At 46.0% G+C, this 12,385-nt stretch carries 9 protein-coding genes; 5 read left to right on the top strand and 4 right to left on the bottom strand.

Annotated features, from left to right (window positions below; genetic code table 11):
• Positions 1 to 86: 86 nt before the first annotated feature.
• Both OCV11_RS17475 and OCV11_RS17470 read left to right on the top strand, forming a co-directional pair.
• The gene (locus OCV11_RS17475) at positions 87 to 581 is read left to right on the top strand and encodes a hypothetical protein (RefSeq protein WP_261897304.1); all 495 of its coding nucleotides are present in this window, start codon (positions 87 to 89) and stop codon (positions 579 to 581) included.
• Positions 582 to 594: 13 nt separating this feature from the next.
• Complete coding sequence (locus OCV11_RS17470; RefSeq protein ID WP_261897303.1) at positions 595 to 2,208, top strand: ABC transporter ATP-binding protein; 1,614 nt, start codon at positions 595 to 597, stop codon at positions 2,206 to 2,208.
• A gap of 101 nt (positions 2,209 to 2,309) precedes the next feature.
• Here OCV11_RS17470 and OCV11_RS17465 read toward each other — a convergent pair whose 3' ends face one another.
• Together OCV11_RS17465 and OCV11_RS17460 are read right to left on the bottom strand one after the other, a co-directional pair.
• The gene (locus OCV11_RS17465) at positions 2,310 to 3,200 is read right to left on the bottom strand and encodes a DMT family transporter (RefSeq protein WP_261897302.1); all 891 of its coding nucleotides are present in this window, start codon (positions 3,198 to 3,200) and stop codon (positions 2,310 to 2,312) included.
• Positions 3,201 to 3,310: 110 nt separating this feature from the next.
• Positions 3,311 to 4,222 (bottom strand): LysR family transcriptional regulator, encoded by a 912-nt coding sequence (locus OCV11_RS17460; protein ID WP_261897947.1) that lies wholly within the window; start codon positions 4,220 to 4,222, stop codon positions 3,311 to 3,313.
• A gap of 152 nt (positions 4,223 to 4,374) precedes the next feature.
• Between OCV11_RS17460 and OCV11_RS17455 the strand changes: the two genes are divergently transcribed.
• Entirely contained in the window at positions 4,375 to 7,233 is a 2,859-nt protein-coding gene (locus OCV11_RS17455; RefSeq protein ID WP_261897301.1) for an FAD-binding and (Fe-S)-binding domain-containing protein, read from the top strand.
• 289 nt (positions 7,234 to 7,522) lie between these two features.
• Entirely contained in the window at positions 7,523 to 7,873 is a 351-nt protein-coding gene (locus OCV11_RS17450) for a DUF3316 domain-containing protein (protein ID WP_261897300.1), read from the top strand.
• A 144-nt stretch (positions 7,874 to 8,017) separates the two neighbouring features.
• On the opposite strand, the gene OCV11_RS17445 is transcribed toward OCV11_RS17450, so the two are convergent.
• Entirely contained in the window at positions 8,018 to 9,562 is a 1,545-nt protein-coding gene (locus OCV11_RS17445; RefSeq protein ID WP_261897299.1) for a methyl-accepting chemotaxis protein, read from the bottom strand.
• Positions 9,563 to 10,178: 616 nt separating this feature from the next.
• Here OCV11_RS17445 and OCV11_RS17440 point away from each other — a divergent pair.
• Positions 10,179 to 11,447, top strand: a complete 1,269-nt coding sequence (locus tag OCV11_RS17440; RefSeq protein ID WP_261897298.1) for a sensor domain-containing diguanylate cyclase — start codon at positions 10,179 to 10,181, stop codon at positions 11,445 to 11,447.
• A 102-nt stretch (positions 11,448 to 11,549) separates the two neighbouring features.
• On the opposite strand, the gene xapA is transcribed toward OCV11_RS17440, so the two are convergent.
• A complete protein-coding gene (xapA, locus tag OCV11_RS17435) occupies positions 11,550 to 12,383 on the bottom strand; it encodes a xanthosine phosphorylase (protein WP_261897297.1) in 834 nt (277 codons plus the stop codon).
• Positions 12,384 to 12,385: the final 2 nt, after the last annotated feature.

Below are 12,385 nucleotides of genomic sequence, written 5' to 3'. Positions count from 1 at the left end.
CACCCCTTATAACAATAACTATCATTTGCAATTGAGAACTAATTGCATTTAAATAATAGTTCATCTGAATCCTTGGAGAACCGAAGATGGATTTACAACAGTGCTGGTCAAGCTTCCTTAAAGCTGAAGAATTGCTTAAACAGGGCCATTGGCCACAAGCTCACTATCTGCTTGAGGACGTGCTTCACGACTTGCCCGGACATATTCATCAAGCAGCCAGTGATCATGACACCAAACCGTGTCAGTTCGCCTGTCTGATTGCTGGCCTAAGAGATACCGCCGTATATCAAGCGGAAATTCTCAACAACATGGGACAACAGCACCGCGCGTTTGAGGTACTGAATCAGTCTTATGGGCTAATGCAATTTCTCGCTATCGAGTCTTCAGATCTGATTGGCAGCGTCGCGCCTGTCCTTGAAAAACAGAGTGAAGACCTGCTTAAACACATGGGTGCGTTCTGCCATGCGCAACGTAATGCGCAATGGCAATTAGAATATGAACAAGTCGAACGCGCACACCATTATTTTACTCAACTTAAACGTTTTAATGAGTTACAGCCGAGTGTGGCAGTAATGAATTAATTAGGAAGTATGCATGTCACAGACACCACTTTTACAGGTACGTAACTTGTCGGTCAGCTTTACTACCAACGATGGTATTGTCGACGCGGTGCGTAACGTCAATTTTGACTTAAGCATCGGCGAGACATTAGCCATTGTAGGCGAGTCCGGCAGTGGTAAATCGGTCTCCACCAATGCGGTAATGCAACTGTTACCCAAGAATGCCCTGTTACATAAAGGTGCCAGCATTCTGTTCGAAGGTGAAGAGCTGCTTAATCGCACTGAAGCAGAAATGCGTAAGGTACGCGGCAACCGCATGGGGATGATCTTCCAAGAGCCGATGACCTCTCTCAATCCTTACCTGCGTGTTGGAATTCAAGTCGCAGAAGCGGTGATGTGCCATCAAACCGTCACTCGTGCCCAAGCCAAGCAAAAGGTACTTGAGCTATTTGAACTGGTAAAACTGCCTAACCCAGAAGGCGCTTACAAGAAATTCCCTCATGAGTTTTCAGGCGGTCAATTGCAGCGCATCATGATTGCCATGGCGCTGATTAATGAGCCCGATGTGTTGATTGCCGATGAGCCGACCACCGCTTTGGATGTGACGGTTCAAGCCGAAGTGCTCAACCTCATTAAAGAGATTCAAGCCAAAATGGGCATGGCAATCCTCTTCATCACCCATGATTTAGGCGTCGTTAAACACGTGGCTGATCGCGTCTTGGTCATGTGCAATGGGGATGTGATCGAAGAGGGAGAAACCGCACAGCTGTTTCGTGATCCCAAAGAGGATTACACGCGTATGCTGATTAACTCCATTCCTCGCGGGCAAAAAACACCGGTCGAAGAAGCTGCGCCACTGCTCCTGAAAGCCGAAGAGATTCGAGTTAAGTTTCTGGTCAAACCTCATTTCATTGAAAGCCGCAATGAATACTTTGAAGCGGTGAAAGGAATTTCACTACAACTCAAACAAGGTGAAACCTTAGGTATCGTAGGCGAATCAGGCAGCGGCAAATCCACTCTGGGACGAGCCTTGATTGGTCTCTTACCGTCAACAGGAACCATTGAGTTCAAAGGCCAAGATTATCGCGCGCTGTCTAATAAACAGAAGCTGGAACTGAAAAAAGACATTCAAATGGTGTTCCAAGATCCATACGGTTCGTTGTCACCACGAATGACCATCGGCGAGATCATTACCGAAGGGTTGACCGTTCACCGCCCAGAAATGAGCAAACATGAACGGATGTTGAAAGCAAAACAGGCACTAGAAGAAGTTCGTCTTGATGCTAGCGCGATTAACCGTTACCCCCATGAGTTTTCAGGTGGTCAGCGTCAACGTATCGCGATTGCGCGTGCTTTAATCCTGGAACCTTCATTCATTTTGCTCGATGAACCGACCTCGGCACTCGACCGTTCTGTTCAGCTGACGGTGATTGATCTGCTTAAAGATATTCAGCAGCGTCGTAATATCGGATTTTTGTTCATCAGTCACGACTTAAGCGTGGTTAAAGCCTTGTCTGACCGAGTACTCGTAATGCAAAAAGGGGAAGTAATGGAAGAAGGTAGCGCGAGCGATATCTTCCACCGCCCGCAGCATGAGTATACGAAAAAGCTAATTGCAGCCTCCTTTACTATTGAGGATGCCGCTTAAACCGAATCAAGCTCCCCCCCAAAAATAGAAACATGGGCGTTGAGCAATCCAAATCATTAGCCTAATAAAACCTCAGTCCGCGATAAGCGGACTGAGCTTTTTTATGCTTGCTCTGTCGATGTTTTCTTCGCGGGGGATCGTTTTAGCATCAGCAGTGCCCCAGCACACACAATCAGTATTCCCCCAATAAGACTCGCATGGGTCGGTACTTCGCCAAACCACCAGTAGCCAATCAAACAAGCGAAGACGATTTGGAAATAGAAGAAAGGTGCCAAATAGCTTGCTTCAGCAAGTTTCATCGCTTTGATTAGGCAAAACTGCGAAACCAGAGTCACAATAGGAACCGCTAAGAGGTATGGCACATCTTGCCAGTGTGGCGTAACCCACCAGCTCGGATTCACCAGCAGCAACACCGAGGCAACACAACCCAACACCCAAAACGTGTTGATAAAGATCGAAAGAAAACTCACATCACTGCTGATGGTTTTGGTGATCAAGTTGTAGCCCGTTGCCGCAAACACAATCAACAAGGGCAATAGATACATCCAATTAAAATCCGCACTGCCCGAGGGTTGCAAAATCACCATCACCCCACAAAAGCCAAGCAGGGTTGCTCCCCACCGTAATCCGGAAAACTTCTCTTTGAAAAACAGGATGCCAGCCAACATGTAAGCAATTGGGCCAAGCTGAGCAATCATAATGTAGGTGTTAAGTGGAATGTCTTTTAGCGCGATAACCGATACCAAGGCACAAAACAAAAACATCGCTGAACGGGCGAGAAGGCGCCACTGCGTCACTTTGACTGACACCACAAACTCTTTGCGCATCGTAAAAGCGAGAATAAGCGCTGGAATAGCAAAGCGAAACCATAAAATTTGCACCGGATGATAGTGATGTAACATCAGATACTTATCTGCACTGTCTTTGATGGTGAGCGTGAACGTCGCAATCAGTACTAACAACGCCCCTATCGTATTTTTATTTTTGCCCAACTTGCTGATCCCGACTTCATTCGTATAAAGACAATATACGCGATTATGCTCTGTTCGTGGATAGGTAAAGCCGCCCCATATAGTGACTAAGATCACCATTGAATAGGAACTTAACGCTGGGAGTTGAAGTAGGAACGCTTGCGCTGATACTGCTCTCGCAAAAACTCAATTAAACAACGAATTTTATATGGCGCTTTACGGGTAAAAGGATAAACCGCGTAAATGCCGAGCGTCTTTTGTACCTGACCAGGGAATAACTCAACCAATTTGCCAGCAAGCAAATCTTCATAAACCAAGACACGAGGCAAAAACACAATCGCTTCACCACTCAATGCAATTCGTCTTAACGCTTGTCCATTATCCAGCCTCATTTGCCCACTTACCTTGACACTGAAATCTTTTCCATCACGACGAAAATGCCAGTCATCCGCGGTCGCACCAGATTGATGGTAGAGGGCGCAATTATGCTGACTCAGCTCTTCAGGAGCGTTGGGGGTACCAAATTGAGCAAGATAACTCGGGGAAACGCAGATGAGCCATTCCGATTCAACCAGATGCCGGGCGATCAAGCTTGAATCGTTGAGTTGCCCAGTTCGAATAACCAGATCAAAGCCTTCGGCGACCACATCTACAAATCGGTTATCGAGGGACATATCAACACGTAGCTGTGGATGCATACGGCAGAATTTGGCAACGGCCTCAGCAAGCAATAACTCGCCAGAGATAGTCGGTACTGACAAGCGAAGGGTGCCGCTAATCTGCTCTCCCATACCGGCCACTGAATCAAATGCCTCTTGTGTTGCAGCGTGGATGTGACGAGCTTGAGTCAGTAACATCGTGCCAGCTTCGGTCAAACTTAACTTACGCGTGGTGCGATACAAAAGCTGCACACCTAAATCTTGCTCAAGACGGGAGATGCGTTTACTGACCACCGAATTGGTCACGTTAAGTTGCTCGGCTACCAAACTAAAACTGCCACAGTCCACCACTTGGGCAAACAAAATCAGATCATCTGCACGCATAATTTCATCACTTTTGGAAATAATGAATTTCATTATTTCCATATATCCACAAAAAATAAAGATCTACCTTAAGCCCTAACTCTGCAGAACATAACAAAATAACCCCATCAACCCAAAATAATAACAATGCAGTCTCTGCACTAGGAAGCCATATGCCAACAGATCTTTCGTCATCACAGCCACAAACAAAGCGCTATCCTCTATTGTTAGAACGCTTACGCAGCAAACTCGACTCCGACCAAATCATCACCGATGCGACCCGCCGCCTTGCTTACGGGACGGATGCCAGCTTTTATCGCCTCATTCCTGAACTTATCTTGCGCTTAGACTCTTTAGAGCAAGTCATTTTTACCATTAAGCAATGCCGCGAATTGGCCATTCCTTATACCTTTCGTGCGGCAGGAACTAGCTTATCGGGTCAAGCAATCTCCGATTCCGTATTGATTACGCTCAGCGACAAATGGCGTTCACACCAGATTTTAGATAAAGGTGAGCGCATCCGTTTGCAGCCCGGTGTTATCGGCAGTGATGCCAACCAATACCTAGCCCCTTTTCAACGTAAAATTGGGCCCGATCCTGCGTCAATTAACGCCTGTAAAATCGGCGGCATTGCAGCCAACAACGCCAGTGGTATGTGTTGTGGCACCGCGCAAAACTCTTATCAAACCATCGATAACATGAAAATCGTGTTTTACGATGGCACTCTGCTCGATACGGCCTCTCCTGACAGTATCGAGCAGTTCTATCAAAGCCATCCAGCGCTGATTGCTCAGCTCTCCACGCTCGTCAATCAAACTCAAGCCAATAGCGAACTGTCGCAACTCATCAAACACAAATATCGCTTAAAAAACACCACAGGCTACGCGCTGAATGCCTTGGTGGATTACCACGATCCCATCGATGTGATTAAACATCTGATGATCGGCTCTGAAGGCACATTAGGCTTTATCGCTGAAGTGACTTATCGCACTGTGATTGAGCACAGCCACAAAGCCTCCTGTCTGATTGTGTTTGCCAATATCGAGCAAGCCAGCCAAGCCGTCACAGCGCTCGCCAAAACGGAGATTGCAGCCATTGAGATGATGGATGGACGGGCAATGCGTTCGGTTGCCGATAAAGCGGGAATGCCTGATTTTATCGCCGAGCTGGATTTGGAAGCCGCCGCTCTCCTAATGGAATGTCGCGCCACTGAGCATGAGGAACTAGTCACACAATGCGAACGTGTCATGGCGCTACTCAATCAAGACCAAATGCTGCACTCGATCCCTTTTACTTCCGATGCCAAAACCGTCGACACTCTGTGGGGCATTCGCAAGGGTATGTTTCCTGCTGTCGGTGCGGTGCGCGAAGTGGGCACCACAGTCATCATTGAAGATGTCTCTTTCCCTATCGAACAACTCGCCCAAGGCGTTCGCGATTTACAAACTCTGTTTGACAAATACCACTACAGTGAAGCGATTATCTTTGGTCATGCTTTGGCGGGTAACCTGCATTTTGTGTTTACCCAAGCCTTTGACAATGAAAAAGAGATCGCGCGCTATGGGGCATTTATGCAGGATGTCGCTGAGTTGGTTGCGGTCAAATATCAGGGTTCACTCAAAGCAGAACATGGTACTGGTCGTAACATGGCACCCTTTATCGAATTGGAATGGGGACAGGAAGGCTATCGTTTGATGCAAGCGATAAAAGCCCTCTTTGACCCAGAAGGGCTCATGAACCCAGGCGTTATCATCAACGATGATAAAAGTGCTCACCTAAAAAATCTTAAACCGATGCCCGCCGCAGATCCTTTGGTTAACCGCTGCATCGAATGTGGGTTTTGCGAAGCAGTCTGCCCTTCACGTGGGTTAACCCTAACCCCAAGGCAACGCATTGTACTCTATCGTGAATTGCAAAGACGTCGTCGTGAAAACGACACTGAAGGAGCGAAAAGCTTAGAAAAAGAGTTTGATTATCTTGGCATTGAAACCTGTGCTGCTACAGGTTTATGTGCCCAGCGCTGCCCTGTTGAAATCAACACAGGTGCCTTGATTAAACAACTGCGTACCGCCAAATACCGCCGCTTTACTCCGATTGCGCGCTGGACATCAGAACACTTTTCGACCACCACCAAATTGGTTAACGCCAGTCTTAAAGCCAATCAGCTCACTACATCGGTTATCGGCACCAAAGCCGTTGGTGCGATTACCTCCGGCATACGAAGAGTCTCTCTCGATACCATTCCCAAATGGATTCCAGAGCTGCCAACCGCAAACCGTTTTCCATTAGAGCAAGAAGTTCAAGCCATGCATCAAGAGGGCAAAAAACGCGTGGTGTACATGCCCTCTTGTGCCAGTCGCAATATGGGACAGCAGCAAGACAATCCCGATCAACGTCCTATTACGCAAGTGGTGCTCTCTGTATTAAACAAGGCAGGTTACGATGTTATCTTGCCAGCCGCACTCAATGACACCTGTTGCGGTATGCCTTACGACAGTAAAGGCATGACTGAGATTGCAACACAAAAAGCGCACCAGTTAGAAGCCATTTTATGGCAAGCCTCTGAGCAAGGACGTTATCCCGTATTAATGGATATGAGCCCCTGTGCCAAACGCAGTATTGAACTCTTTCACATGCCACTTGAGATCTACGAGCAAGTCGGCTTTATCACCCGCTATTTGCTGCCTTATCTCACTATCGAACAAAAAGAGGAAACCATCATGTTGCATATCACCTGCAGCACGCAGCATCTAGGCTTGGCCAAAGAGATGCGGCAGATTGCCGAGCAGTGTGTGAGCCATGTGGTGATCCCTGAACACATCACTTGTTGTGCTTGGGCGGGTGATAAAGGATTTGTGACACCAGAGCTCAATGCTGCTGCGGTAGCCACATTAAGAGAGCAAGTGCCCGCAGATTGTCATCGCGGCTTTAGTAACAGCCGTACCTGTGAAATCGGGCTTTCTCATCACAGCGGCATTCCCTATCAGTCACTCTTTTATCTGCTCGACGAAGTTTCTAAACCTCGCGTTTAAGCGTCATCACTCCCCTTCACTCCTCCTCGGTGGTTAGCAAGTTAACCTAAGAGGAGTGGGTGATAAAAAGGCCTTTGAAAATGAACCTCATATGAATGCCACTGACAGCTTCCTGACACAACGCTAACAGTGTTGAAAAATCCCTTACTAACCGGTGAAATTGCAAAAATCCCAAATGTTTTCTATCCAACATCTGACATTGCCTGACAGACTCCTAACTTAGGCATTGATAGGATGAATTCGTGTTCAAAAGAAACATCACGACAAAAATACATGAAGGAGATATCGCATGAAGAAGACGATTTTTATCCTAGCCGCAATGACAGTTAGCGCAGGAGCTTTCGCAGCTCAAACTCACCTTAACGTCGGTGAAACAACCATCGATTCAGGTGTCTACAGTACTAAACAAGAAGCTTATGATGCTGGTTTACAGAAAATTCATGACCTGCAACAGCTACCAGGCACCAAGCTGAAAGACAAACTTGTTATCTACAACCCAGATATGGTTTACGGCAGCACACGACTGCGCGATATGGAAGTACAAGTAGAACCTTTTATGCAGCAAGACGGTACAACACAATACCGCTCGCAAGTGGATGTGAACTACCACTACACAGTGCATGAGAGTAAAAACAGCTAATGCTGTTGTGCCGCTATCCTATTCATACTGATAGCCGTAGCGAAAAGGCAAAGGAATGCCTGTTACAGCACCCCCTCTATATTGTTCTGTTGCTATGTTGTTATATCGCTAGCTTGTTCTACCGCTTCGATTGTATGACGAAAGCTAAGCTTTAAACTGATTAATAAGACGCGACAGATCTTCCAAGTTGTCCACCAGATCTCGAGTACGATCAACAGACTCACCAGAAGCACATGATGTTTTTTCCGCCAGTAACTTGATGTTCATCGTATTAGCTGAAATTTCTTTAGTGACAATAGCTTGCTGCTCTACTGCCGCCGCAGTTTGCTGACTTTTATCGGTAATCAAAGCCAATTTATCTGAAATACTGCGAATCACTTGACCCGTTTCATCAGCGCGCTGTTTACAAAGTTCCGAAAGATCAGAGCCCTGCGTCATACTGTCGACAACTTGATTAGTCAATTCATGCAGTTGAGCAATCATGGTCTGAATTTCATGAGTAGAGTGACCGGTTTTGGCCGCCAATTGACGCACTTCATCCGCCACCACAGCAAAACCTCGGCCAGACTCCCCAGCTCGAGCCGCTTCAATGGCTGCGTTCAACGCAAGCAAGTTGGTCTGCTCTGCAATCGAATTGATCACATCCAGAATCATTTCCACTTTTTGTGTATGTTCAGACAAACTGGTTAATATGGTGCGGCTGTTAGCCAATTCCCTATCCAATACCCGAATCTGTTCGATAGTCGTGTCGATTTTTTTCAACCCAGTAAGAGATTCGATCTGCGCATCTTCCGTAAAACGGGAGCTCTCGGCTGCATTATTTGCAATATCATTAATAGCATAAGTGAGCTCTTCTACGGCCGTCGCCACCTGATCCGTTTCATGTTGTTGCGAGGTTAAGCTTTGCTCAACCACTTGCAAGTTCGCAAGCTCTTTATTGGCATCGTCAAGGATCTGTTCTGATGTATCAGCACTGCGCGCAACAACCGCTCGTAGCTCCGCTTTACGCATCATCAGTGCTAATTCAATGGCCGACAAATCATCAAAATGCCCCGTGTAAACACTCTCCATCAGCGGATTATCGTAAGCCGCCTTGGCCAATTTGTTTACCTGCGTCATCCGACTTTTGCAATAAACGCTTACAAGCAGTGCACCAATACCCAACACAGCGCTTGACGCAGAGAGCCACCAAGGAGCAGTAACCGCACAACTGACTAAAGAGAGAACGGTCGATGTCGCAACCAAAATTTGTGTCGTCAGTAGTGAGGAAAAACGCCATGAAGAGACTTTCTTGTTCGCATTCATTTTGGCGTAGAGTGCTTCAGCGCGCTGGATTTGTTCTGCGGTTGGTTTAGAACGAACCGATTGGTACTCCACCACTTCGCCTGCGGCATTTTTAATTGGCGTAACAAAAGCCGACACCCAATAGTGGCGTGGGCCTTTGCAACGGTTTTTGACTAACCCCATCCAACTGTCACCGCGTTTAACATAGCTCCATAACTGAGCAAACGCCGCTTTCGGCATGTCCGGATGACGAACAATATTATGGGGATGTCCTTGCAATTCTTCTGCTGAATACTCAGCGATATCGCAAAATTCCTTATTCGCATAAGTGATATAGCTTGAACAGTCTGTGGTAGAGATAAAGCTAATACTCTCTGGATACGATTTATTGTTCGTCTTTGTCATGGTTGGAAACTCAGTGGCAAAACCAGTTGTTACAATTTGACAATTTGTATCATGGGATGAGTATCACATTGTTGACAAGAATCAATTACATTCGTTACTTTATGAAATATCTCTAAAAAGAGAATGCAGAGCAAAGAATTGCATAGCATTGTGATAACAATTCCTAGCCACATTTCTAAATGCAGAATTTTTATCCAAAATATTTTGCAGAGACAGTTTGATATGTAATATGTCGCACTCTTTGTTTAGTCTTTCCTGATATATATCATAATGATTAGATAATAAATAAGTTTCATATTAAGCTGGTTACTCATTAGGCAGGATGCCAAATTAAAAAGGGAGCTAGTCGTGGTCGTCAGCCATTGCTTTAACCGAAACAATAAAAAGAACGGAAAAGGTGTGATCCTAAATAAACTCGGGCCGCAGAGCACAGCATAGAACGGATCAGACTAAAGAATTTAGCTAGGTACAATGTGTCATATCGGCAGTGGGCACTGTCACGCGAAAAGGTGAACAACAGCACCATCAGCTCATCATCGTCAGTACGGATACATTAGGCTTTATAAAAATAACGTTGTTCACCAAAACAACGTATGGGATTGGATAGAAAAACTAAATGAATAACGTTGAACTTACCCCCCCTATTCCCCATGATCAGGCACAGCTCGTGGCGCAGATCGTCAATCAATGTCCTTCTAGCATCGCAGTGACTCACTTAGATGGCTCTCTGGTATTCTGCAACCAAAAATTTGCGCGCACCTTCCATGCTCAAGCAGAAGAATCGATTGTAGATCTCTTTCCATCGACCTTTGCTCAGTTCTCATTAGATCACTTTATTGAGCGCTTAGAGAAAGACAGCAATCCTATTCATGTGATTGAAAATCATGCAGATAGTGAATATCTACGCCATGGTCAAACACACGACTGGTGTGTGATTAAAATCAGCCGACTCAAAATTCAAGGCAACGCCTTACTGCTCTTTTTTATCGAAGACCTGACCTCATCGGTGGTCAATAACCTCAGGGTTAACATTAAATTGGAGACTATTGTTGATCACCTTCCTGTACTGATCGCCCATGTTGACCATCAAGACCGTTACATTTTTGCCAACCGCACCTACGAAAAGTTTTTCGACCGTCCATTAAGCGAGGTGATTGGCAAGAGAGTAGAAGAACTGATTGGAACCGATGCCTATTTAGAAAGAAAGCCATTTTTAAGCCGAGTCAAAATGGGCGAAAGTGTGGTGTTTGATAACGCTTTCTTTTTTGGTGATGAGATTCGTCTTTTACAGCTCAAGTTAGTCCCAGGAGAGAGTGGTCTGCAAGACTATTACATCTTCGCGCAAGATGTGACTGAGTTGCGTTCCTTCCAGAAAAAGCTCGAATATCGCGCTTATCATGATTCACTGACGGGATTGACCAACCGGACCTTTTTTGTGCGAGCTTTACGCCAAGCACTGGAAAGTAAACAAGCGGATTTGGGCTTACTGTTTATTGATGTGGATGGTCTAAAAGTCGCTAACGATAAATTTGGCCATGATATCGGCGATGAACTCCTTAAACGCTTCGCTCATCTGCTAAAAAACACTCTACGCCCCAATGATGTTGTCTCTCGATTGGCGGGCGATGAGTTTACGGTGTTATTGGCTAACTTAGATGAGCCGGAAAAAAACCTAATTGATATTTGTGAACGCATCCAAGCGACTCTCCCAGTCGCCATGCAAATTGAAGGAAATTGCGTGCCATGCAGTTGCAGTATTGGCGCCACCTATATCAATATTGAGGCAAATTATGATGAAGAAAAATGGCTCGCCATTGCCGATACCGCCATGTATCGAGTGAAACGCCAAGGTAAAGGTGGCTTCAATATTCATCTTGATCTCTAGCCCATCTTCGATATGTGATTGCGTTAGATGACATGAGCCCAAAACAGAAAGAGGACCTTGGCTTAGGTCCTCTTTTGTTATCCATTAGCGCTTATTGCAACGTTAGGCAACGTTAAAGTGATGGCGCATAAAGGCATGAATCAGCGCGATAAAATCTTTCTCGGCTAACTTAGCACATTTTAAGGTCTGCTCATGAGAGAGCACCACATCACTCAAACCTTCCGCCATGTTAGTGATCGCACACACGGCTAATACTGGTAAACCACAATGCGCGGCTGAAATCACTTCAGGAACCACTGACATACCAACCACATCACCACCAATGATTTGCATCATGCGGATCTCTGCAGCGGTTTCAAAGTTAGGACCAGTGTAGGAAACAAACACACCTTGGTTGAGGTGAATATTCTGCTGTTGAGCAACGTCTAATACTTCTGCACGCAGAGTTTTATCGTATGCGTTAGCGACACTGAAGAAACGTGGGCCGTATTCATCATCATTTGGCCCAGTCATTGGTGATTCAGGCATGGTATTAATGTGGTCGTTAAATACCACTAATGAGCCCACATCAATGCGGTCTGGACGCAAAGAGCCCGCAGCATTAGTAACTAACATGAATTCACAACCTAAACGCTTGAACGTACGCACAGCGTTCGTCATCACTTTCATGCTGCGATGTTCGTAGTAGTGACCACGACCTTTCATGCAAGCCACTTCGATGCCAAACAGTTTACCGAGCACCAACTCACCAGAGTGACCTTCCACTGTGCTAACAGGGAATCCAGCGAGTTCTTCATAAGGGATGACTACTTTATCTTCTAGCGCATCGGCGATAATGCCAAGGCCTGAGCCTAAGATAAAACCTGCTTTTGGCGCAAAGCCTGGCTTACGCGCATAAATGGTTTCGAGAGCTTGATTCACTGGATCGGCAGACATGT

This window comes from Vibrio porteresiae DSM 19223 (assembly GCF_024347055.1).
Taxonomy (GTDB): Bacteria; Pseudomonadota; Gammaproteobacteria; order Enterobacterales; family Vibrionaceae; genus Vibrio; species Vibrio porteresiae.
The sequence above is the reverse complement of the archived record's forward strand: the minus strand, read 5'-3'. Positions and strand labels throughout refer to the sequence as shown.

Bases quoted from the DNA above. Each gene is read 5' to 3' on its own strand.
- OCV11_RS17475 (WP_261897304.1), top strand. From the start codon at position 87: ATGGATTTACAACAGTGCTGGTCAAGCTTCCTTAAAGCTGAAGAATTG.
- OCV11_RS17470 (WP_261897303.1), top strand. From the start codon at position 595: ATGTCACAGACACCACTTTTACAGGTACGTAACTTGTCGGTCAGCTTT.
- OCV11_RS17460 (WP_261897947.1), bottom strand. From the start codon at position 4,222: ATGCGTGCAGATGATCTGATTTTGTTTGCCCAAGTGGTGGACTGTGGC.
- OCV11_RS17455 (WP_261897301.1), top strand. From the start codon at position 4,375: ATGCCAACAGATCTTTCGTCATCACAGCCACAAACAAAGCGCTATCCT.
- OCV11_RS17450 (WP_261897300.1), top strand. From the start codon at position 7,523: ATGAAGAAGACGATTTTTATCCTAGCCGCAATGACAGTTAGCGCAGGA.
- OCV11_RS17445 (WP_261897299.1), bottom strand. From the start codon at position 9,562: ATGACAAAGACGAACAATAAATCGTATCCAGAGAGTATTAGCTTTATC.
- OCV11_RS17440 (WP_261897298.1), top strand. From the start codon at position 10,179: ATGAATAACGTTGAACTTACCCCCCCTATTCCCCATGATCAGGCACAG.
- xapA (WP_261897297.1), bottom strand. From the start codon at position 12,383: ATGTCTGCCGATCCAGTGAATCAAGCTCTCGAAACCATTTATGCGCGT.